The organism is Nonomuraea sp. B208 (assembly GCF_057536035.1).
In genome coordinates this window covers 171,207-193,581 of record NZ_BAAJOU010000019.1, presented here as the reverse complement: position 1 = coordinate 193,581, position 22,375 = coordinate 171,207, and the positions used below count along the sequence as shown (strand labels likewise).

Genomic DNA, 22,375 nt, shown 5'->3' with positions numbered 1-22,375 from the left:
GATCCTCCGGTCGAAGGATGCCGCCTCCTCCTACTGGCCGCAGGTACGCCCGGTGGGTGGAGCGGTGTAGAGGGATCTTGGCCGTACTTTCGTCGCATGTCCAACGACACCGCACTTTTTCTCGGCCAGTTCCTGCGCTCCCCCGCCGTGATCGGCGCGGTCGCCCCCAGCTCGCGGCGGCTGGCCACGGCCGTCTGCGCGCCGGTGCCCGAGCGCGGCGAGCCCACGGTCGTCGAGCTCGGGCCGGGCACGGGGCCCTTCACGGAGGAGATCCAGCAGCGGCTGGGCGGGCGCGGCCACCATCTGGCGGTGGAGCTGAACGCGCCGATGGCGAAGCTGCTCGCCGCGCGGTTCCCCCTGGTGGACGTGGCGCACGCGGACGCGGCCCGGCTGGGCGAGCTGCTGCGGGAGCGGGGGCTGAGGCAGGCGGACGTGGTGGTCAGCGGGCTGCCGTGGGCGGCCTTTCCCGAGCAGGCCCAGCGGGACCTGCTGGGGGCGGTGACGGCGGCGATGGGGCAGGGCGCCGCGTTCACCACCTTCTCCTACATCCACGCGATCCCGCTCAGCTCGGCGCGGCGGTTCCGCGCGCTGCTGGCGGAGCGGTTCGAGGAGGTCGTGCCGGGCCGGACGGTGTGGCGCAACGCCCCGCCGGCGTTCGTCTTCCACGCCCGGCGGCCCCGGGCGTGACCCTGCCCGGGGCGCACCGGGTGGGGGCGGGCGCACCCGAGGCGGAGGAAGCTCTGGCTCAACCACCTCACGCCACAGGTGCTCACCCGCGCGGTGCGCCCGGGTGCCGATCAACCCCGCCTGCCCTCGCCTCGCCGATCACGCACGGGCCCTGACGTGATCGCCGCGGGCGGCCCGCCGGCAGGATCCTCGGCGCCGTCCCGTCCCCTGCGGGCGGGTGCGCGGGGCGCCATCGCCTCGGCGGTGCCGGCCCCGGGTCGCCCCGGTCTCCGTGTGCGCGCAACCCCCTTCTTCGTCGTCCCGCACGCGGCCGGCGGCCCGCCGCCTTCCCGGCCCGTCCGCCGGGGCGGCGTTCTCGACCTCGCCGGACGGTCCGTCATTGATCTGCGCCTACCCGGAGCGGGCGGAAGCACACGCCCCTCCGTCAGCCTCCCCGTGTCAGCCGAACGCCGGCGGGCGCTTCTCGCGCAGCGCGCGGACGCCCTCGGCGACGTCGGGGCCGGTGAAACCGAGGAACTCCATGGCCAGTGAGGCGTCGAAGGACGGCCCGGCCAGGCGCAGCCAGTTGTTGAGCGCGTACTTGGTCAGCCTGATCGCCTCCTGCGCGCCGGAGGCGAGCCTGACGGCGAGCTCCATGGCCCGCTCGTGCACCTGGTCGTCGTCGACGCAGACGCTCACCAGCCCCATGCGCTCGGCCTCCTCGCCGGTGACCGGCTCGCACAGCAGCAGGTGGTATTTCGCCTTGGCCAGGCCGCACAGCAGCGGCCAGACGATGGCGGCGTGGTCGCCGGCGGCGACGCCGAGGCGGGTGTGGCCGTCGATGATGCGGGCGGTGCGCCCGGCGACGGAGATGTCGGCGAGCAGCGCCACCGCCAGCCCCGCGCCGACGGCCGGGCCCTGGATGGCGGAGACGACGGGCTTGCCGCAGTTGAGCACGTTGTAGACGATGTCGCGGGCCTCGCCGAACACGCGCAGCCTGGTCGCGTGGTCGGCCATCATCTCCTCGATCATCGACAGGTCGCCGCCGGAGGAGAACGCCCGGCCCTCTCCCCTGATGAGGACGGCCCGTACGCTGTCGTCGCGGTCGGCGTCGCGCCAGATCTCGGCCAGCTCGCGGTGGGCGGCGGCGTCGACGGCGTTGAGCCGGGCGGGCTCGCTGATCGTGATGCGCAGCACGCCGTCGGCCGGGGTGTCGAGGCGCAGCTTCTCGTAGCGGGCGTAGGCGTCGTCCTTCACCGGTCCTCCTGGGTCAAAGGGCCTGCCTGAGCCGGGCGGCCAGGTAGTCGCGGGCCTCGGCGCCCTGGTCGAACAGGCCGGGCAGGGCGGTGAAGCCGTGCAGGGCGCCGTCCCAGCGGCGGCACTCGGCCGGCACGCCGGCCTCGGCCAGGCGGCGGGCGTACGCCTCACCCTCGTCGCGCAGCACGTCGTACTCGGCGGTCACCACGGTCGCGGGCGGCAGGCCGGCGACGTCGGGCAGCCGCAGCGGCGACAGCCTCGGGTCGGCGGGGTCGGTGTCGCCGGCGTAGCAGCGCAGGGACCAGGCCAGCTCGGCGGCGGACAGGAGGTAGCCCTTGGCGTGGTCGCGGTGGCTCGGCAGCTCCATGGCGGCGTCGAGGAGGGGGCAGGCCAGCGCCTGGTGGGCCAGCCGCAGGCCGGCGTCGCGGGCCTGCCAGGCGGCCACGGCCGCGAGGTTGCCGCCCGCGCCCTCGCCGGCGACGGCCACGACGCCGTTGCTCTGGTAGAAGGCGGGCCGGGCGAAGATGTCGCGCACGACCGTCCAGGCGTCGTCGGGCGCGGCGGGGAACGGGTGCTCGGGGGCCTGCCGGTAGTCGGCCGACACCACCACCGCGCCGGTGCGGACGGCGAGGAAGCGGCCCATCGCGTCGGAGCGCCTGACGTCGCCGATGACGAAGCCACTGCCGTGAACGAAGCCGCCGCCGTGGAAGTAGACGACGACCGGCAGCGGGTGGTCGCCGGGGTCGGCGCGGTAGACGCGGATCGGCACGTTCTCGGCCAGCTCGTCGCGGACGAAGGGCAGCGTGGTCAGCGGGCCGCGGTGCAGCACGTACGGGTCGGGGGCCGCACGGGCCCGCCGGATGTCCTCCGGCGTGCGCGCGTCGTGGTCGGTGCCCTCGTCAGACCCGGCGGTGGCGAGGAAGCTCCGCGCCTGGGGGTGCAGCGGCATGATCGCAGCCTAGCGGGCCGCCTCCATGAACGCATCGAAGATCCGGGTGTCCCCGTCCCGCTCGGGATGCCACTGCACGCCCACGCCGAAGCGGTGTCCCTGCAGCTCCACGCCCTCGACGATCTGGTCCTCGGCCCAGGCGACGGCCAGCAGGCCGGTGCCGAGGCGGCGTACGGACTGGTGGTGCGGCGCGACCACCTCGACGCGGTCGCCGACGGCCTTGCCGAGCGTGCTGGTCACGCTCACCTGGATCGTGTGGGCGCCCGGCCCGGCGTGCCGGTCGCTGTCGAGGGAGTCGGGCAGCCACGGGATCAGGCTGCCGCCCTGGGCGACGTTGAGCACGTGCATGCCGCGGGCGATGGCCAGGATGGGCACGTCGGCGCGTACGGCGGCGCGGGCCAGCGCCAGCTCGAAGCGGTCGCGGTTGGGCTGCGGCTCGGGGACGCGGGCGTCCTGCTCGCCGTTGTAGGCGTCCGCGCCCACCTCGACGCCGCCGGCGAGGACGAGGCCGCTCAGGCCGCGTACGTAGTCCTCCACCGCGTACGAGCTGACCGGCGGCAGGACCACCGGCGCTCCGCCCGCCCGCAGCACCGCCTTGGCGTAGGAGGGAGGCGACAGGACCGCCTCCCTGACCCAGTCGCCCCAGCGGGCGGCCTCGAAGTAGGCGGTGATGCCGATCAGCGGTCGGGACATGCGCTCTCCCGGGGGGCAGGATGGAGTTGGTGCCGCCGCCGGCCCGTCAGCGCCGACGGCTTGAGGCCCATCATGGCGTACGCGCTTTCCGGTATGTCACTTCTCCCAAAGATCCCCCCACATCGGACTTCAGGCTGTTCGTCCGCTTCACTGCCGCCTGTCAGGCGACCGCCTCCCGTGCCAGGCTCTCGCACAGCGCCCAGACCGCGTCCTGGTTGCGCCGGTCGAGGGCGCTCGCGGGCCAGTCCACCCGGCGGCTCTTCATGCTGAAGTAGGCCCCGCTGACCCCCTCGACCTCGGGGCTCGACGCCAGGTGGATGCTGGAGCGGGCGGGCTTGGTGAGGTCGCCGAACACGTGCGGCGCGGCCAGCCGCAGCAGCGGGACGACCGGGCGGTAGGCGTAGGGGAACGATCCCATGGTCATCGACCGGTTCATCGGCGTGTGCCCGTGGCCCGGATAGGCGACGTTGACCGTGACGCCGCTGCCGGCCACCTCCTCGGCGAAGCGCAGGCTCATCGCCATCAGCATCGTCTTCGTGTGGTTGTACTGGCTGAACGTCCATCCCATGAAGCGGCGCTCCGCCTGCAGGTTGCCCAGGTCGATCGGCCCGCCGGGGATGCCGCCGGTGATGTTGACGACCCGGCCGGCGAGCACGGGCAGCAGCAGGCGGGTGAGCGTGTACGGCGTCAGCACGTGGGCGGCGAAGTTGAGCTCCACGCCGTCCTCGGTGAGGGTGCGCCGCGGCGGGTTGACGCCGACGTTGTTGACCAGCACGTCCAGCCGGTCGCAGCGCCCGGCCACCTCGGCGGCGAGCCTGGCGACCTCGCGCTGCCGCGTCAGGTCCGCGGCGACGGCCTCCACCTGCGCGCCGCCGGCGCCGAGCTCCTCGGCCGCCTGCCGGGCGCGTACGGGGTCGCGCCCGACCATGATCACCCGGGCGCCCAGGGCGGCCAGCCCGCGTGCGGTCTCCTTGCCGATCCCGCCGGTGCTGCCGGTCACCAGCACGGTCTTTCCTCGCATGAGAACCTCCGGTCCCACAGTTCGTAGAGCAATGCCCTCAATATGACACTCAGTGCCACACCTGGCAACTGGTGTAGGCTCTGGGGTCATGGAGGGTCTGCGGGATCGCACCCGGCGCGCCGTCCGCGCCGAGCTGGCCGGGCGGGCTCTGGAGCTGTTCACGGCGCACGGGTTCGACGAGACGACCGTCGACGACATCGCGCGCGCCGCCGGGATGTCCAGGCGCAGCTTCTTCCGCTACTTCCCGAGCAAGGAGGACGTCCTCTTCGGGCAGCTGGAGGCGATGGGCGAGCAGGTCGCCGAGGAGATCGCCGCCCGGCCGCCGCAGGAGGGGCCCTGGGAGTGCCTGCACGCGGTGCTGCGCGGCTGGGAGGCGCGGATCAACACGCAGGCCGAGGTGATGCGGCTGGTCGAGCGCACCCCGGCGCTGCGGGCGAGGCTCCTGCAGAAGCGCGACGAGGCCCGCGTCCGGATCGTCGAGGCGCTGATCGGGCGGGGGGTGGCGGCGCTGGAGGCCGATCTCGCGGCGGCCGCCGCCGGGGCCGCGCTCGACACGGTGGCCCGCGAGTGGCTGCGCACCCACGAGGGCGCCGACGAGGGCGCGGGCGAGGGCACGGGCGAGGGCGCGGACGGGAACGCCGACCGGGTGGAGCTGACGGACCGCGTCTTCGCCATGCTCCGGCCCGCGTTCCTGAGCTGACCCGCCCCTCCGGACCCTCGCGCCACAAAAGGCGAACACGACTTTTGTTCGGATTAATTGCCCCCGGAATAACGAAAAAAGCGATCGCGGAGAAATTCGCCCCCTATTGCGGCGAAACGGTTGTGACGCGTCAGGCGGGGTGTAAGACTCCTTTGCGAGCGCGTGGTAGCCGGGGCCGGACCGCGCCGCTCGTCACCCGGAGCCGTCAGGGAGGTGGAACGACGAGGACCGGAGCGTTTCTCCGGTCAGCAAAGTGGGGTTGCGTACAAATGTCGTTGAATCCGCGCCTGGTGAAAGAGAGTTTCTCCGTCGTCGAGCCGCACGCAGAACGGGCCACCGCCTATTTCTACGGCCGCTTGTTCGCCGAGAACCCGCAGCTGCGCGCCATGTTCCCGCCCGCCATGGACGTTCAGCGCGACCGCCTGTTCGGCGCGCTGACCCGGATCGTCTGGAGCCTCGACAGCCCCGACGGCCTCGACTCCTACCTCGGCCAGCTCGGCAGGGACCACCGCAAGTACGGTGTCCTCGCCGAGCACTACACCGCCATCGGCAACGCGCTGCTGGCCACGATCCGCCGCTTCGCCGCCGACATCTGGGACCACGAGATCGAGGCGGCGTGGGTGTCGGCGTACACCGCCGCGGCCAACTCCATGATCCGCGCGGCCGACGCCGACGCCGGCGTCTCCCCGCCCTGGTGGCTGGCCGACGTCGTCGGCCACGAGCTGCGCCACCGCGACATCGCGGTCATCACGCTGCGGCCGGCGCAGCGGCTGCCGTACCTGCCCGGCCAGTACGTCAACGTGCAGACCTCCCGCTGGCCGCGCGTGTGGCGGACGTTCTCCATCGCCAACGCGCCGCGCCCGGACAACACCATCCGGCTGCACGTGCGCTCGGTCCCCGGCGGCTGGGTGTCGACGGCGCTGACCCGGCACACCGCCGTGGGCGACACGGTCCTGCTGGGCCCGGCCATGGGCACGATGACGCCCGACGACGAGAGCGGGCGCGACATCCTGTGCGTGGCGGGCGGCACCGGCCTGGCGCCGCTGAAGTCGATCGTCGAGCACGTCATCGCCTCCGGCCGGCGGCCCAACATCCACCTGCTGTACGGCGCCCGTACCGCCGCCGAGCTCTACGACCTGCCCGACCTGCTGAGGATGGCCGCCGCGTTCCCGTGGCTGCGGGTGGTGCCGGTGGTCTCCGGCGACCCGTCCTGGGTGGGGATGAGCGGCGGCCTGCCCGAGGTGACGCAGCGCTTCCACTCCTGGACCGAGCACGAGGTGTACGTGTGCGGCCCGCCCGGCATGGTCAGCGAGACCGTGCGCCGCCTGCAGTCCGACGGCGTGCCCCTGTCCCGCATCCACCGGGACGTCGCCCACGCCCAGAGCTGACCGCCGGGCGCGGGCACGCGGTTCAGCTGCGGCGGAAGGCGGCGGCGGTCTCCTCGTCGCTCGGCCAGAACGTCTCGATCGCCAGCTCCGACACCGTCACGTCCAGCGGGGTGCCGAACGTCGCGATCGTCGTGAACATCGACAGCACCCGGTCGCCGGCCGCGATGCGCAGCGGCACCAGGATGTCGGCCGGGCCGGGCACGTGGGCCACGTTGAGGTCCACGCCGGGGTAGGTGTAGGAGGCCAGTTCCTCGTACAGCTCCGCCAGCCGCGGGTCGCCCGAGGTCTCGGCCTGCCGCCGGATCGGGGGCAGCAGGTGGGCGCGCACCTCCGCCAGGTTGAGCAGCCGCCCGCCCATGCCCTGCGGGTGCAGCGACAGCCGCATCACGTTGACGGGCTCCTTCAGCAGCTCGGCCGGCACGCCGTCCATGAACATCCCGGCCGCCGCGTTGGCCGCCACCAGGTTCCACGCGGCGTCCACCACGACCGCCGGGTACGGCTCGTGCCCGGCGAGGATCCGGTCCAGCGCCTGGCGCACGACCCCCAGCTCCGGCGCGCGCACCTCCCGCTCGGGATACATCGGCGCGAACCCGGCCGCGGTCAGCAGCGCGTTGCGCTGCCGCAGCGGCACCTCCAGCTCCTCGGCCAGCCGCCGCACCATCTCACGGCTCGGCCGGGCCCTTCCGGTCTCCAGAAAGCTGATGTGGCGGGCCGACACCTCGGCCTCGATGGCCAGGTCGAGCTGGCTCACCCGCCGCCGCTGCCGCCACGACCGCAACAACTCACCAAAAGTCTCATTTCGTACGGCTACCGCTCCCATGCCGGAAAACCTACCGTTCCGAGGGAAGCGCCACGATTACCCGCCAGGTAATGGGCGGCCCGGCGAGCCGAGGCCGGGGACGTCACGGGGCGAATCCACCAGTGCCCGGAAGTTGTCGGCGGCGCGTGGCACGATGGGCGCCAAGCCCCACCCGACCGAGACACGCTCACCAGAGACACGCTCACCAGAGTGACGCTGTTTCACCTCCGCGCCCGCATCCTCCGCTCCCGCTCCGAGACCAGCTTCCACGCTGAAGGAGATCCGATGACTGACGCACTGCTCGCGATCGGCACCCGCAAGGGCCTGTTCCTCGCCCGTTCCCGCGACGGCGGCCCGTTCGAGGTCGAGCCGATCCAGTTCTCCACGGTGGCGGTCCCCTCGGTGGCCGTCGACACCCGCGCCCCCGCCCCCCGGCTGCTGGCCGGCATCGAGTACGGCCACTTCGGCCCGTCCGTCATGTACAGCGACGACCTGGGCCGCACCTGGGACGAGGCCGAGCGGCCGCCGATCGCCTTCCCCGAGAAGACCGAGACCACCCTGACCCGGGTGTGGCAGCTCGTGCCCTCCCCCAGCGAGCCCGAGGTCGTGTGGGCCGGGGTCGAGCCGGGCGCGCTGTTCCGCTCCGAGGACCGCGGCGTGACCTACCAGCTGGTCGAGGGGCTGTGGGAGCACCCGCACCGCCCGCGCTGGGTGCCGGGCGGCGGCGGGCTGTGCCTGCACACGATCGTCTGCCATCCCGCCGATCCACGGGTGATGGGGGTGGCGATCTCCACGGGCGGCTTCTACCGCACCTCCGACGGCGGGCTGTCCTGGGAGGCGGCCAACCAGGGCATCAGAGCGCCGTTCCTGCCGGAGGGGCAGCAATACCCCGAGTTCGGGCACTGCGTGCACAAGGTCGCGCCCGACCCGGTCGACCCCGAACGGCTCTACCTCCAGCACCACTTCGGCGTCTACCGCAGCGACGACTTCGGCGGCGCCTGGCACGACATCGGCTCCTCGCTGCCGTCCGACTTCGGCTTCCCCGTCGTCGCCCATCCCACCCGGCCGGACACCCTCTACGTGCTGCCGCTGCACGCCGACATGGACCGCACGCCGGTCGGCCACCGCTACCGCGTCCACCGCAGCGACGACGCCGGCGGCACCTGGCGGGCGCTGGAGCGCGGCCTGCCGGAGGGGCCGGTGCACGCCGCCGTGCTGCGCGACGCGATGACCATGTCGGAGGCGGGCCTGTTCTTCGGCACCCGCGACGGCGAGGTCCACTGCTCGCGCGACGACGGCGAGAGCTGGACCCTGGTGGCCCGGCACCTGCCCGACGTGCTCACCGTGCGTGCGGCGGTGCTCTGACCCATGGCCGGATCGGTGACGATGGTGGTCTTCGTGCTGCCCAGCACGTTGCGGCGGTGGGTGAGCGGCCGGGCCGAGGTCAAGGTCTTCGCCGTGGGCGCCGACCGCGACTCCCCGCCCACCCTGGGCTCGGCGCTGGAGTCGCTGCGCCGCGCCCATCCGCTGCTGGAGGAGCGGCTGCGCGACGAGTACGGGCGCATCCGCCGCCACATCAGCATGTTCGTCTGCGGCGAGAACGCCCGGGGGCTCGGCGGGCTCGACTGCGCCCTCCCGCCGGGCGCGGAGGTCTACGTGCTGCCCGCCCTGACCTGACCTGACCGGCCCCGCCGGGGCGGGGGCGGGGTCAGACCTTGCGCCAGCCGGGGATCCAGGCGCCGTCCTCGACGACGTAGTCGCCGAAGAGCGCGGGGGCCTCCTCGCGCATCAGCTCGCCGATGCGCTGGAACAGCAGGCGGATCTCCTCCTCCGCCCCCACGGCGGTGCGGGCCTCGATGGTGTGCCGCAGCGTGCGCACGTTGGCCGTCCACACCAGCCCGGTGGCCAGGCCCTCGGGGGCGAACCTGCGCATGAACGAGGTGCGGTGCTTCTTCTCCGAGAACGGCACGCCCTCCTCGTCGAGCCCGAAGTGGCCGGCCATCCAGAGCTGGAACTGCTCAAGCTGCTCCAGCACCGCCGTGGCCCGCTTCATCAGCTCGGCGTCGGCCTGCGCCCACTCGGGGAACCAGAACGGCAGCTCGTCGAGGCGGACGAAACGCAGCGACTCCTGCGAGATGGCCACCCCGGGACGGTGCCGGACCAGCTCGTGGGTGAGCACCCGGCTCACGTTGTGCAGCACGAAGCTGAAGCTGACGTGCTCCAGGACCGAGCCGTGCGCGCTGGCCAGGATGTTGCGCAGGTATTCGTCCTGGTTTTCCCGGATGCGTACGACGTTGGGGTTGAGACCCGGCTCGAAGGAGCGGTAGCAGAGCCGGCCGGCGAACTCGGCGAGGTTCTGCGCGTCGAGGTCGCCGCGGTCGAGCCGCTCCAGCCAGCTCTCGCCGCCGACCTCGGAGAGGTAGCGGGCCAGCTCGTCGTAGTCGAGCGCCGGACGGGCGACGACGAAGACCTCGGGTTCGACACTGCGCATGTTTTCTTGAGCCCCCCGCTCGTTCGGGTATTCGGTGACCGCAGTCATGCATCCAACCAGGTGAGAGGCCGTTTGGGAAACGGGCCGGTCAGAGGCGGTAGACGCGGCGGGCGTTGCCCGAGCCGATCATGTGGGCGATGCGGGCGGCGTCGGCGGCGCTCCACTCGCCGTCGCGGACGCGCCCGGCCAGGGCCGTGCCGAGGGCGCGGCGGTAGTAGAGCGCGCCGAGCAGGCAGCTCTCGGCCAGGCCGCGCGAGCCGGAACTGAACAGCAGCTTGTGGAACGGGGCCAGCTCCAGCAGGTCCTCCATGACCCGGGCCGCGGCGCCCGCGGTGTGCGGCAGGGCGAGGCCGACGTCCACGTAGACGTGCGGGTGGAGGCCGGCGAGGTAGGCGGCCTGGCGGTGGAACGGGTAGCAGCCCAGCAGGATCACCGGGACGCTCAGGGGCTGCAGGGCGGCGATGAAGGCGCTCAGCCGGACCGGGTCGGCGCGGTGCGGGCCGGGCGGCTCAGGGGCCGCGACGAGGCCGCTGAGCAGCAGCTCGGACGCGCTCAGCCCGCGCCCGCCATTACCCGTGCGGCCGGGGTCGGCGGGGTCGGGCTGGGGCGGGACGGGGGCGGCGGAGGTGGGGAAGCCGGTGTGGAGCTGGAGGGGCAGGCCGCGTTCCCTGGCCACGTCCACGGCGCTCCACAGCAGGTGCCGCAGCAGCACCGGGTCGGTCAGCGGCTCCCTGGGCGCGGCGAGCCGCCGGTTGGCGGCGGCGATCACCGAGCCGCGGCTCGGCCGGGCCGGGTCGAAGTCGAGCCCGCACCGGGTGGCGACGACGGTCTTCAGCCCGACGGCACGGGCGGCGCGGGCGGACAGCTCCTCGCCCAGGGTGTCGAGGTAGTCGACGGCGAGCGCGGCGCTCTCGGCGACGTCCTGCTCGATCTGCTCGACGCGGACCAGCTCGTCGGCGGCGGCGCCGCCGTGGCGGCCCATCTCGGCGGCCGACAGCAGGTCGAGATCCTCGGTCCCGGTGTCGACCAGGAACGCGACCACCCCGGCCGCGGCCAGCAGCCGCCGGTTGACCTCGACGGCCCCGAGGTCGGCCCGGCGGGAGAGGTAGACGGCGGGCGGGGCGTGCGGCTCCAGGTCGAGCACGGGCGCGCACCAGCGCCGCACCGCCATCCCGTACGGCGTGTCGAAGTGCGTGGTGCCGGGCGGCGCCGGGGCCCCGCCCTCGCTGATCAGCAGCTCGAACCGGGCCCGGTTCAGGTCGTCGCGGTGCACCCCGTGGCAGTGGTGGTCCACCAGCGGGGCCAGCAGCGCGTCACGCACCGTGACGGGCAGTTCTACGGGGAGCATGCGGAGACTCTAAGGGAGCCCCGCACGCCCCCGCGGCCGTTTTCACGGAGCCGTTTTCACACGGCCGTTTTCACACAGCCGGCGTCACCGGCGGGACAGGCGCAGCACGTTCGCGATGACCTTGGCGCCCGCGCCGCCCTCCTGGGTCAGGATCGACTCGGGGTGGAACTGCACGGCGAAACGGCGCCGCTCGGGGTCCTCGATGGCCATGACGTTGCCGTCGGGCGTGAGCGCCGTGGCCTCGAACCCGACCACTCCGGGCTGCTTGGCGTGCAGCGAGTGGTAGCGGGCGGCGGTGAACCGCTCGGGCAGGCCGTCGAGCAGGGCGCTGTCGCCGAGCCGGCCGACCTCGCCGCGCTTGCCGTGCTCGGGGTAGCCGAGCAGCTCCAGCGTGCCGCCGGCGTGCTCGACCATGGCCTGCAGGCCGAGACAGACGCCGAAGACCGGCAGGTCGCGGGCGTAGACCTGGTCGAGCAGGGCGGACATCCCGAAGTCGGACGGCCAGCCGGGGCCGGGCGAGAGCACGACGAGGTCCGGCGCGATGTCGTCGATCATGTGGGGCGGGAAGCCGTGGCGCAGGGTCACGACGTCGGCGCCCTCCTGGCGGAAGTAGTCGGCCAGGGTGTTGACGAAGGAGTCCTCGTGGTCCACGAGCAGCACCTTCATGCCGAGTCCTGGCTGCGGGCGGGTCTCGGCGACCGGGACGGCGCCGGGCTCGTTGACCGCGGCGAGGGCGCCGAGCAGGGCGCTGGCCTTGAGCTCGGTCTCGCGCTCCTCGGCCTCGGGGTCGGAGTCGAACAGCAGCGTGGCCCCGGCGCGGACGGTGGCCACGCCGTTCTTGATCTGGGCGGTGCGCAGGGTGAGGCCGGTGTTCATGGAGCCGTCGAAGCCGATGAAGCCGATGGCGCCGCCGTACCAGCGGCGGGTGGTGGCCTCGTGGTCCTCGATGAACTGCATGGCCCAGGTCTTGGGCGCGCCGGTGACGGTGACGGCCCACATGTGGGTGAGGAAGGCGTCGAGGGCGTCGAACTCGGGGCGCAGGCGGCCCTCGATGTGGTCGACCGTGTGGATGAGGCGCGAGTAGAGCTCGATCTGGCGGCGGCCGATGACCTTGACGGTGCCGGGGACGCAGATGCGCGACTTGTCGTTGCGGTCCACGTCGGTGCACATGGTCAGCTCCGACTCCTCCTTGACGCTGGACAGGAGGGTGCGGATGGCCTCGGCGTCCTCGACCGGGTTGCTGCCGCGGGCGATCGTGCCGGAGATGGGGCAGGTCTCGACGCGGTCGCCGCTGACCCGGACGTACATCTCGGGCGAGGCGCCGACCAGGTGCTCGCCCTCGCCGAGGCTGATGAGGAACTCGTACGGGGCGGGGTTGCTGCGGCGCAGGCCGCGGTAGAAGGCGGCCGGGTCGGTGCAGGCGGCGTGGAAGACCTGGCCGGGCACCACCTCGAACAGGTCGCCGCGCTTGAACTTCTCCTTGGCGGCGGCGACGACCTTGGCGTAGTCGCCCCTGACCGGGTTGGGGGGCAGCTCGCCGGGCTCGCGGAGCGGCGTGGCGGAGCCGGCGCGCTCCAGCCCGCGGGTGGTGGCGCCGTCGACGGTGAACTCGTAGCGGTATTCGACGCAGGTCTCGCGCTGGCGGTCGACGACGACGAGCCGGTCCGGCAGGTGGAGCACCAGGTCGCGCTGGTCGTCGGGGCGGACGAGCTCCTGCCGGATGGGCTCGAACTGGAAGGCCAGGTCGTAGCCGAAGGCGCCGTACAGGCCGAGGTGCGGGTCGTCGCCGCGGAAGGCGGCGATGACCTCGCGGATGGCGGTGAAGACGGTGGGCCGGCGGCTGCGCTGCTCCTCGGGGAGCAGGTCCTCCGACTCGGGGACGTGCACCTCGACCCGGTCGGCGGTCGGCTCGCTGACCGGCTTGCCCGCGGCCAGCAGGCAGGAGGCGACGGCGGGCAGGACGACGCGGCCGCGCTCGTTGAGCGCGGTGGCCGCGATGGTGCGGCCGCGGGCGACCAGTTCGAGGCACGGGTCGACGTAGCCGAAGGCCCATCGGCTGTAGCGGCCCGGGTAGTCCATGCCCGAGGAGAAGGCGCCGCCGCGGCGCTCCCCGAGGGCGGTCACGATCTCTTCGAGCGCCGCCTCGTCGACCTCGCGAGCCTCGCGCTCGACGCCGATCCCCCCGGCGGTGGTATATCCGCTCGTCTCCACTTGCTGCCCCTTACCACGTGAAATGATCGAGCCCCGGGGGCGGACACGAGAAAGGCCGCCTTCCGGGGCGGCCGTCCATGAGGAATGCGAAACTCGCGCCGCCTAGGAGCGGCGCCACCACTGGAGCTGAGCGCTGTTTCGCATGCCGACAGGTTAACCCGCCGACCAAGATCGCGCAACGCGGCCACGCCGCGGCCGTGACAAAAGGCGCGCGAAGGATCTAGCTTGGGCGTTCATGGAGCGGCCCTTGGCGTGGCGGTCGGTCTCGGTGGTCGCGGTCCTGCTGTTCGGGGCGCTGCTGGCGCTGAGCCCCTCCTACGGCTACCACCGCGACGAGCTGTACTTCCGGGTGCTGTCCGAGCACCCCGGCTGGGGGTACGTCGACCAGCCGCCGCTGACGCCGCTGCTGGCCGGGGCGGGCATCCGGCTCTTCGGCGACACGATCACCGGCATCCGGGTGTTCCCCGCGCTGGCCATGGCGGTCCTGGTGTGGCTGGTGGCGCTCATCGCGCGGGAGCTGGACGGCTCACGGGCCGCCCAGACGCTGGCGGCGGCGGGCACGGCGACGGGGGCGTACACCCTCATCGCGGGGCACTCGCTGCTGACGCTCAGCTTCGATCTGCCGCTGTGGGCGGCGGCCATCCTGTTCCTGCTCAAGGCGCTGCTGCGGGAGCGGGAGCCGCGCTGGTGGCTCGCCGCGGGGGCGGTGATCGGGCTCGCCACCTACAACAAGCACCTCATCGCGCTGCTGGTGCTGGGCCTGGCGGCCGGGCTGCTCGCCGCGGGGCCGCGCCGGGTGCTCGCGAGCCCCTGGCTGTGGGCGGGCGGCCTGCTGGCGCTGGCGCTGGCCGTGCCGAACCTGCTCTACCAGGTGGCCAACGACTGGCCGCAGCTCAAGATGGCGGCGGCGCTCAGCGCGGACAAGGGCGCGGAGCTGCGGATGATGTACGTGCCGATGCAGCTCACGCTGTTCGGGCCGGCGGTGTCGGTGATCGCGGCGTTCGGGTTCGTCCGGCTGTGGCGGGACCGGCGGGTGCGGGCGCTGGCGGTGGCCTACCCGGTGGCCGCGGCGCTGACGCTGATCGCCGGCGGGCGCTTCGACTACACCGCCGGGCTGATCCTGCTGCTGTTCGCGGCCGGCTGCGTGTCGGCGGCCGCGGCGGCCCGCCGGGTCCGGCTGGCGGCGGGCGCGGGCCTCGCGCTCAGCGGGCTGGGCTCGGCGGTCCTGGCGCTGCCGCTGGTGCCGGTGGCGGAGCTGGCGGGGACGCCGGTGCCGGCGATCAACGAGGTGGCGCGCGAGTCGGTCGGCTGGCCCGAGTTCGTGGCGGCCGTGCAGGGCGTGCGCGCCGCGATCCCGCCGGCCGAGCGGGCGACGGCGATGGTGTTCACCGGCAGCTACGGCGAGCACGGGGCGCTGGCGCGGGCCGGGGTGCCGCGCGTGTACTCGGGGCACAACCACCTCTGGCTGTTCGGCCCGCCGCCGGACACCGCCACCACGGCGGTGCTGGTGAACGTGGGGCCGCGGATCCGCGAGCAGTTCGGGACGTGCGAGCGGCGGGCCACGGTCGACAACGGGGCCGGTCTGGACAACGAGGAGCAGGGCCTCGCGGTGTGGCTCTGCCGGGACCTGCGCACCCCCTGGTCGGTCACCTGGCCGCGCTGGCGGCATTTCAGCTGACCCGCGCCGGCGCGGGCCCGCTTTTGGGCATGACCGAATCTCCTATCTCTCTGTCATGTCACGGTTTACGACAAGTCTTGCTTTCCCGACATGCGCGCTTCACTCTTTCCGACAGAGGCGGAAAGATCACTCGAAGGAGAGCGTGTGCTCATCACCCCCCGAAGGCGGGCGGCCCTGGCCGGGCTCGTCGCCGCCGCCCTGTTATCCCCGCAGGCGTTGTTCCCGCAGGCCGCGGCCGCGGCCGAGCCCGGCAAGATCGACGCCGTCGTCCAGGCGGAGCTGGAGCAGGACGGCAAGGCCACCTTCTGGGTCCGGATGAAGGGGGCCGCCGACCTGAGCGGCGCCCGCCGGGCCGCCACCAAGCAGGCGAAGACCGAGCTGGTGGTCGAGTCCAAGACCGAGCGTGCCGAGTCGGCCCAGCGGAGCCTGCGCAAGCTGCTGGACGCCCGCTCGGCCGACTACACCTCGTTCTGGATCGTCAACGCCGTGCGGGTCACCGCCGACGAGAAGCTGGCCGCGGAGATCGCCAAGCTGCCCGAGGTCGAGACCATCGCCCCGGTCCGCACGCTCAGCCTGCCCAAGCCGGACAAGGCCACGGCCGAGGCGCGGGTGAACGCGGTCGAGTGGAACATCGACAGGATCGGCGCCCCGCGCGTGTGGAGCGAGACGGGCAACCGGGGCGAGGGCATCGTGGTCGCCACGATCGACTCCGGCGCCCAGTTCGACCACCCCGAGCTGGCCGCGAGCTACCGGGGCAAGAACCCCGACGGCACGGTGACGCACGACTACAACTGGTTCGACCCGGCCCGGGTCTGCCCGACGTCCGCGCCGTGCGACAACAACGGCCACGGCACGCACGTCATGGGCACCATGGTCGGCGCGAACGGCATCGGCGTCGCCCCCGGCGCCCGCTGGATCGCCGCCAAGGGCTGCGAGCTCAACACCTGCACCGACGCCTCCCTGCTGGCCGCCGGGCAGTGGATCCTCGCGCCCACGGACGCCTCGGGCCGGAACCCGCGCCCGGACCTCGCGCCGGACATCGTCAACAACTCCTGGGGCGGCGACGGCTACGACCCCTGGTACAAGGAGACGGTCGAGGCGTGGGTGGCGGCCGGCATCTTCCCGGCCTTCGCCAACGGCAACGAGGGCCCGGCCTGTGACACCTCAGGCTCCCCCGGCCAGTACGTCATCAGCTACAGCGCGGGCGGCTTCGACGTCAACAACGCCGTGTACGCCCGCTCCAGCAAGGGCGAGGGCGAGGGCGGCGAGATCAAGCCGAACATCTCCGCCCCTGCCGTGAACGTGCGCTCCTCCACCCCCGGCGGCACCTACGACAGCTACACCGGCACCTCGATGGCCTCGCCGCACGTGGCGGCCACGGTGGCGCTGATCTGGTCGGCCTCGCCCGCGCTGCAGGGCGACGTGGCCAACACCCGGCCGCTGCTGGACTCGACCGCCGTGGACGTCAACGACACGAGCTGCGGCGGCACCGCGGCCGACAACAACGTCTGGGGCGAGGGCCGGCTCGACGCGTACGCGGCCGTCAACGCCGCGCCGAGAGGCGAGACCGGCGACCTGAGCGGCACGGTCACCTCCGGCGGCGCGCCGCTCGCCGGGGCGGCGGTCACCGTGGCCGGGGCGGTGACCCGTACGGTCACCACCGGCGCGGACGGCCGGTACACGATCCCGCGCCTGCTGGAGGGCGACTACGAGCTGACCGCGGCCAAGTTCGGCTACGACACGGCGACCGCCCGGGTGACGATCGCCGCCGGCCAGAGCGCCACCGCGGACGTGCCGATGACGCAGAAGCCGGGCGGCACGGTGTCCGGCACGGTCAGCACGGCGGGCACGCCCGAGGCGGGCGCGAGCGTGGCCGCCAGGGGCACTCCGGTGAGCGCCGTCACCGACGCGGCCGGCCGCTACAGCCTGACGCTGCCCGAGGGCTCCTACGAGCTGGACGTCACCCCGGCCTCCCGCTGCTCGACCGCGGCGAGCGCCGAGGTCACGGTGGCCGGGAACGTCACCAAGGACATCGAGCTGCCGCTGCGCGGCGACGGGTTCGGCTACACCTGCCGCGGCGGGGCGCAGCCGTACGTGGCGGGGACCGAGAAGCTGGCGCTGACCGGCGACGACGAGGCCACCCAGGTGACGCTGCCGTTCCCGGTGCCGTTCTACGGGGCGGGCCAGAGCCGGGCGTGGATCGCCACGAACGGGTTCCTCACCTTCGCCGACAGCCGGGTGACCACCGCGAGCAACGGCAACCTGCCCACCACCTCGACGCCGAACAACGCGGTCTACCCGTACTGGGACGACCTGATCGTGGACGCGCAGGCCGGGGTGTACACGGCGGTGACCGGCACGGCCCCGCACCGGGCGTTCGTGGTGGAGTGGCGCGACGTGGCCTTCTACAACGTCAGCGGGCAGCGGATCTCGTTCGCGGCGCTGCTGGGCGAGGACGGCTCGATCTCCTTCCGCTACAAGGACCTCGCCAGCGAGCGCGCCCGTGGCACCAGCGCCACGGTCGGCATCGAGAACGCGACCGGCACGGACGCGATGCGCTACTCCTACGAGGAGGCGGCGCTGTCCTCCGGGCAGGGCGTGACGTTCACCGCGAGCCGGCACGGCCTGGTGACCGGCGCGGTCACCGACGCCAACGACGGCGAGCCGATCGCCGGGGCGACGGTCAAGGTGGGCGACGTGGCGACGTTCACGACCGGCGCGGACGGCTCGTTCTACGGCCAGGTGCTGGCCGGCGACTACGACGTGACGGTGTCCAGGGAGCACTACGGCACCTTCACCAAGCAGGTCTCGATCGCGCCGGGCTCGGTGACCAGGATCGACACGAAGCTGGTGACCGGGCGGGTGAGCGCGTCGGCGGCGGAGCTGACCGTGGTCATGCCGGCCGGGTCCACCCGTACGCGGACGCTGACGCTCACCAACCTCGGCTCGGCGACGCCGTACACGGTGACGGGCGAGACGTGGGCGGCGGTGACGCCCGCGGCCGGTGAGCTGGCCACCGGGCAGCAGGTGACGCTCAAGGTGACGGTCTCCAGCGACGGGGTCGCGGCGGGCGCGGTGCGCGCCGGCAAGATCCTGGTGAAGTCGGCGAGCGGGCGGCAGCCCACGATCGAGATCGCGGTCAAGGTCGTGGTGCCGAAGCTCCAGGTGGCGGTCGACGTCGGCGGGTCGAAGGCGGCGACCGACGCCGCCGGGGACGCCTGGACGCCGGACCGCAAGTACGCCCAGGGCTCCCACGGCTACGTCGCCACCTCCAGCAGGACGCTGAGCACGACCAGGACCGTCGCGGGGACGACGGACCAGGCGCTGTTCCGGTCCGCCCGCGAGGGCATGCTGGAGTACCGCTTCGACGGGGTGCCGGCCGGGACGTACACGGTGGAGCTGGACTTCGCCGAGATCAAGAGCACGCAGATCGGCAAGCGCGTGTTCGACGTGCTGGTCGAGGGGCAGCTCGCGATCCCGGCGCTGGACCTGGCGCTGGAGGCGGGCACCTACACGGCCGTGGCCAGGCAGTACACGGTCCGCGTGACCGACGGGCAGCTCAACGTGCGCTTCGCCACGCGCGTGGGGTCGCCGGTGGTGAACGCGATCCGGATCTCCGAGCGGCCCGACCGCACGGCCCCCTGACGGCGCTCCCGGGCCGGTCCCTCTCCGGGGGGCCGGCCCGGGGCTACCGCGCCAGGACCGGCGTATGTTACTGAGTAGTACATGAGACGCGTCCGGCTCCAGCGCGACCTCCCGGTCCCGATGCCCGACGGCGTGCGGCTGCTGGCCGACCACTACGCCCCGGCCGGGGCCGGGCGGGCGCCCGTCGTCCTCGTGCGCTCGCCGTACGGGCGGCGCGGCCTGTTCGGGTTCATGTACGGCCGTGGGTTCGCCCGCCAGGGCTTCCATGTCGTCATCCAGAGCTGCCGGGGCGGCTTCGGCTCGGGCGGCACCCTGGACCCCCTCGGCGACGAGCACGAGGACGGCCTGGCCACCATCGCCTGGCTGCGCGAGCAGCCCTGGTACGGCGGCTCGTTCGCGATGTTCGGCCCCTCCTACCTCGGCTACACGCAGTGGGCCGTCGCCCCCTACGCCGGGCCGGAGCTGAAGGCGCTGGCGACGCAGATCACCGCCTCCCAGTTCCGCGACGCCGCCTACGTGGGCGGGGCGTTCGCGCTGGAGTCGGCGCTGAGCTGGACCACGCTCACCGACGGCATGTCGCGCCGCCTCGGCGGGGCCGCCGTGCTGACCGCGCCGCGCTCGACCCGCCGCGCGGTGCTGTCGGGGCGGCCGGTGGCCGAGCTGGACCTGCTGTCGGCGGGCCATCCGCTGCCGTTCTTCCAGGACCTGCTGACCCATCACGCCGATCCGGCCGTCCCCTACTGGGACAAGCGCGACTTCTCCCCCAAGGTGGGCGAGGTGGACGCCGCCGTCACCATGCTGGGCGGCTGGTACGACGTCTTCCTGCCCTGGCAGCTCCAGGACTACGCGGCGCTGCGCCGGGCGGGCCGCCGCCCGTACCTGACGATCGGTCCCTGGTGGCACATCGACGCCCGGCACGCCCGCCCCACCCTGACCGAGGCGTCGGCGTGGTTCCGCGCGCACCTGCTGGGCGATCCCTCGCTGCTGCGGCCCCAGCCGGTGCGCCTCTACGTGACGGGCGCGGAGGAGTGGCGCGACTACCCCGACTGGCCGGTGCCGGGCGTGCGCGAGCGGCGCTGGCACCTGCAGCACGGCTTCGGACTCGGCGAGGACGGCCCGCAGGAGTCCGGGCCCGACCGTTTCCGCTACGACCCGGCCCATCCGACGCCGGTCATCGGCGGTCCCGTGCTGCTCGGCGACTCCCGTCCGCGCGACCAGCGCAGGCTGGAGCAGCGCCGCGACGTGCTGGTCTACAGCTCGCCCGCGCTGCGCGCGGACATGGAGACGATCGGCCCGGTACGCGCCGAGTTGTTCGTCCGCTCCAGCACCCCGTACGTTGACGTCGTGGTACGGGTGTGCGACGTGGCGCCGGACGGGCGCTCGCTGAACGTGTGCGAGGGTGTGCGCCGCCTCGGGCCGGGGCCGGAAGGCGTCCGGCGGGCCGAGGTCGATCTGTGGCCGATCGCGCACCGGTTCCGGCGCGGCCACCGGGTAAGGGTGCACGTGGCGGCCGGGGCCTACCCGACGATCGCCCGCAACCCGGGCACCGGCGACCCGCTGGCCGCGGGCGGGCCGATGGTGCCCGCCGACGTCGAGGTCTTCCACTCCCCCGAGCTGCCCTCCGCCGTGGTGCTGCCGCTGTGCGCGCCGCGCGGCTGATGTCGCTGGTCCTGCTGCTGCAGGGCCGGGGCGGGATGACGGCGGCGGAGCTGGCGAAGGAGCTGGAGGTCTCGGAGCGGACCGTGCACCGCGACGTGCTCGCGCTCGCCGGGGCGGGCGTGCCGGTCTACGCCGACCGCGGACGGGGCGGCGGCTACCGGCTGCTGGACGGCTACCGCACCCGGCTGACCGGGCTCGACCGGGCCGAGGCCGAGGCGCTGTTCCTGTCGGGGGTGCCGGCCGCGCTGCGCGAGATGGGGCTGCAGGACGTCGCGGCCACCGCCCGGCTGAAGGCCGCCGCGGCGCTCTCCCCCGGGCTGCGCGACGCCCCCGCGACCGCCGCGCAGCGCTTCCACCTGGACGCGCCCGGCTGGTTCGCCGGGGACGAGCCGCCGCCGGCCGCCCTCGCCACGCTGGCGCGGGCGGTGTGGAACGACCGGCGGGTGCGGGCCAGCTACAAGGACCGCGTCCGCGTGCTGGAGCCGTACGGGCTCGTGCTGAAGGCCGGGACCTGGTATCTCGCGGCGCGGCTCGGCAGCCGCTTCCTCATCTTCCGCGTGCACCGGTTCGGCGAGGTGACGGTGCTGCCCGAGACCTTCGACCGCGAGCCCGGCTTCGACCTGGCCGCGTTCTGGGCGGAGCAGTCCGCCGAGTTCAGCCGCTCGCTGCTGCGCGAGGAGATCACGCTGCGGCTCAGCGAGCGGGGCCGGCGGATGCTCCGGCACGTCGCCGATCCGGCCGCGCTGGCCGGCGCGCTCGCCTCGCTCGCTCCCGACGGCACCGTGCGGCTGGCGGTGGAGTCGATCGAGGTGGCCTTCTCGCAGGTGCTGCGGTTCGGGCCGGAGGCGGAGGTGCTGGAGCCGCCGGAGCTGCGGGCGATGGTCGCCGACGCCGCCGCCCGCACCGCCGCGCTCTATCAGCGGTAGCCCGCCGGGTCCGCCTCCTTCCCCTGCTCCAGGACCTCGGTGATGTAGCGCCACACCTGGGGGCGGCTGCCGTCCACGTCGGTGAAGCCGTACGCGTCGGCCAGCTCGCCGCTGGTCACCGAGCGGCCCGACCAGCGGCCCCGGTCCGGGTCGGCGGCGAGCGCGGCGACGGCGCGGCCCGCGTAGGCGGGCGTCTCCGACACCATCCAGGCCGGGTCGGCCTTGGCCTCCCGCCAGTTCTCCTCCGTGACGCCGAAGTTGTCGAGCATGGCCTCCGAGCGCAGGAAGCCCGGCGTGATGGCCACCCCGGTGCCGCCGTGCGGGCGCAGCTCGTGCGACCAGGCGTACGCCAGCCGGTTCACCGCCACCTTGGCCAGGTCGTAGTAGACGTTGCCCCGGTAGCGGGTCTGGTTGAACTCCCAGGTGCCGTCGGTGACCTCGACGGCCAGCCCGCCCTCGTGCCTGACGAGCAGCGGCAGCAGGTACCTGGCGGTGACGAGATGGGTCTCGACGGCCAGCCGCAGCAGCCGCAGCCCGTCGTCCAGGTCGTGCTCCCACACGGGGGTGTCCCACTTCCACAGGTGGTCGCCGCCCCAGATGTCGTTGACCAGCACGTCGAGCCGCCCCTGCTCGCGCCCGACGCGCTCGGCCAGCGCGGCCACCCGCCCCGGGTCCAGGTGGTCGGCGGGCACCGCGATGCCGGTTCCGCCGGCCGCCGTGACCAGCTCGGCGGTCTCCTCGACGGTCTCCGGCCGGTCCATCTCCGAGCGTGCCGCGCGGGTGCTGCGACCCGTGCAGTAGACGGTCGCGCCGATCTCCCCGAGCGCGACCGCGATTCCTCGTCCCGTTCCGCGGGTGGCTCCCGCTACCACAGCGATCATGACGCCGATCGTGCCGCCGAAAGAGGACATCTCATGTCATGTTTTACGACAGGGCCCTGTGAT

General features: G+C 73.5%; 18 protein-coding genes. 9 read left to right on the top strand and 9 right to left on the bottom strand.

Annotated elements, in window-relative coordinates; translation table 11 throughout:
• The first annotated feature begins 96 nt into the window (after positions 1-96).
• Positions 97-687, top strand: coding sequence for a class I SAM-dependent methyltransferase (locus AC27IY_RS14775; protein WP_423447352.1), 591 nt, complete (start codon positions 97-99; stop codon positions 685-687).
• A 438-nt stretch (positions 688-1,125) separates the two neighbouring features.
• Here AC27IY_RS14775 and AC27IY_RS14770 read toward each other — a convergent pair whose 3' ends face one another.
• The 4 genes from AC27IY_RS14770 to AC27IY_RS14755 form a co-directional block, all read right to left on the bottom strand.
• Positions 1,126-1,923 (bottom strand): enoyl-CoA hydratase/isomerase family protein, encoded by a 798-nt coding sequence (locus AC27IY_RS14770; protein WP_344206195.1) that lies wholly within the window; start codon positions 1,921-1,923, stop codon positions 1,126-1,128.
• A gap of 13 nt (positions 1,924-1,936) precedes the next feature.
• On the bottom strand, positions 1,937-2,872 hold the full coding sequence (locus AC27IY_RS14765) for an alpha/beta hydrolase (RefSeq protein ID WP_487178282.1): 936 nt from the start codon (positions 2,870-2,872) through the stop codon (positions 1,937-1,939).
• Positions 2,873-2,881: 9 nt separating this feature from the next.
• Positions 2,882-3,565, bottom strand: a complete 684-nt coding sequence (locus tag AC27IY_RS14760; protein ID WP_344206192.1) for a gamma-glutamyl-gamma-aminobutyrate hydrolase family protein — start codon at positions 3,563-3,565, stop codon at positions 2,882-2,884.
• 160 nt (positions 3,566-3,725) lie between these two features.
• Positions 3,726-4,586, bottom strand: coding sequence for an SDR family NAD(P)-dependent oxidoreductase (locus AC27IY_RS14755; RefSeq protein ID WP_487178281.1), 861 nt, complete (start codon positions 4,584-4,586; stop codon positions 3,726-3,728).
• Positions 4,587-4,674: 88 nt separating this feature from the next.
• Here AC27IY_RS14755 and AC27IY_RS14750 point away from each other — a divergent pair, with 88 nt between their 5' ends.
• Both AC27IY_RS14750 and AC27IY_RS14745 read left to right on the top strand, forming a co-directional pair.
• Positions 4,675-5,286: a TetR family transcriptional regulator gene (locus tag AC27IY_RS14750; RefSeq protein ID WP_487178280.1), complete on the top strand. Its 612-nt coding sequence runs from the start codon at positions 4,675-4,677 to the stop codon at positions 5,284-5,286.
• A 290-nt stretch (positions 5,287-5,576) separates the two neighbouring features.
• The gene (locus AC27IY_RS14745) at positions 5,577-6,674 is read left to right on the top strand and encodes a globin domain-containing protein (protein WP_364456113.1); all 1,098 of its coding nucleotides are present in this window, start codon (positions 5,577-5,579) and stop codon (positions 6,672-6,674) included.
• A gap of 22 nt (positions 6,675-6,696) precedes the next feature.
• Here the strand turns inward: AC27IY_RS14745 and AC27IY_RS14740 are convergent, their stop codons facing one another.
• Complete coding sequence (locus tag AC27IY_RS14740; RefSeq protein ID WP_487178279.1) at positions 6,697-7,494, bottom strand: helix-turn-helix domain-containing protein; 798 nt, start codon at positions 7,492-7,494, stop codon at positions 6,697-6,699.
• A 264-nt stretch (positions 7,495-7,758) separates the two neighbouring features.
• On the opposite strand from AC27IY_RS14740, the gene AC27IY_RS14735 reads away from it, so the two are divergent.
• Entirely contained in the window at positions 7,759-8,838 is a 1,080-nt protein-coding gene (locus AC27IY_RS14735) for a WD40/YVTN/BNR-like repeat-containing protein (RefSeq protein WP_487178278.1), read from the top strand.
• 3 nt (positions 8,839-8,841) lie between these two features.
• Positions 8,842-9,150, top strand: coding sequence for a ubiquitin family protein (locus tag AC27IY_RS14730; RefSeq protein WP_329578499.1), 309 nt, complete (start codon positions 8,842-8,844; stop codon positions 9,148-9,150).
• Between the two features lie 31 nt (positions 9,151-9,181).
• On the opposite strand, the gene thyX is transcribed toward AC27IY_RS14730, so the two are convergent.
• The 3 genes from thyX to AC27IY_RS14715 all read right to left on the bottom strand — a co-directional run bounded on the left by thyX (position 9,182) and on the right by AC27IY_RS14715 (position 13,523).
• A complete protein-coding gene (gene thyX, locus AC27IY_RS14725; protein ID WP_344206182.1) occupies positions 9,182-9,964 on the bottom strand; it encodes an FAD-dependent thymidylate synthase in 783 nt (260 codons plus the stop codon).
• Positions 9,965-10,052: 88 nt separating this feature from the next.
• Positions 10,053-11,312 (bottom strand): amidohydrolase family protein, encoded by a 1,260-nt coding sequence (locus tag AC27IY_RS14720; RefSeq protein ID WP_487178277.1) that lies wholly within the window; start codon positions 11,310-11,312, stop codon positions 10,053-10,055.
• An 84-nt stretch (positions 11,313-11,396) separates the two neighbouring features.
• On the bottom strand, positions 11,397-13,523 hold the full coding sequence (locus AC27IY_RS14715; RefSeq protein ID WP_487178276.1) for an anthranilate synthase component I: 2,127 nt from the start codon (positions 13,521-13,523) through the stop codon (positions 11,397-11,399).
• 235 nt (positions 13,524-13,758) lie between these two features.
• Between AC27IY_RS14715 and AC27IY_RS14710 the strand changes: the two genes are divergently transcribed.
• The 4 genes from AC27IY_RS14710 (at position 13,759) to AC27IY_RS14695 (ending at position 21,431) form a co-directional block, all read left to right on the top strand.
• A complete protein-coding gene (locus AC27IY_RS14710; protein ID WP_487178275.1) occupies positions 13,759-15,201 on the top strand; it encodes a glycosyltransferase family 39 protein in 1,443 nt (480 codons plus the stop codon).
• A 144-nt stretch (positions 15,202-15,345) separates the two neighbouring features.
• Positions 15,346-18,846: a S8 family serine peptidase gene (locus AC27IY_RS14705; protein ID WP_487178274.1), complete on the top strand. Its 3,501-nt coding sequence runs from the start codon at positions 15,346-15,348 to the stop codon at positions 18,844-18,846.
• A gap of 81 nt (positions 18,847-18,927) precedes the next feature.
• Entirely contained in the window at positions 18,928-20,505 is a 1,578-nt protein-coding gene (locus AC27IY_RS14700; RefSeq protein WP_487178273.1) for a CocE/NonD family hydrolase, read from the top strand.
• A complete protein-coding gene (locus tag AC27IY_RS14695) occupies positions 20,487-21,431 on the top strand; it encodes a helix-turn-helix transcriptional regulator (RefSeq protein WP_487178272.1) in 945 nt (314 codons plus the stop codon). The genes AC27IY_RS14700 and AC27IY_RS14695 overlap by 19 nt, the downstream gene beginning before the upstream one ends.
• On the opposite strand, the gene AC27IY_RS14690 is transcribed toward AC27IY_RS14695, so the two are convergent.
• The gene (locus tag AC27IY_RS14690; protein WP_449954167.1) at positions 21,422-22,312 is read right to left on the bottom strand and encodes an SDR family oxidoreductase; all 891 of its coding nucleotides are present in this window, start codon (positions 22,310-22,312) and stop codon (positions 21,422-21,424) included. The two genes, AC27IY_RS14695 and AC27IY_RS14690, sit on opposite strands and share 10 nt — an antisense overlap.
• Positions 22,313-22,375 lie beyond the last annotated feature (63 nt).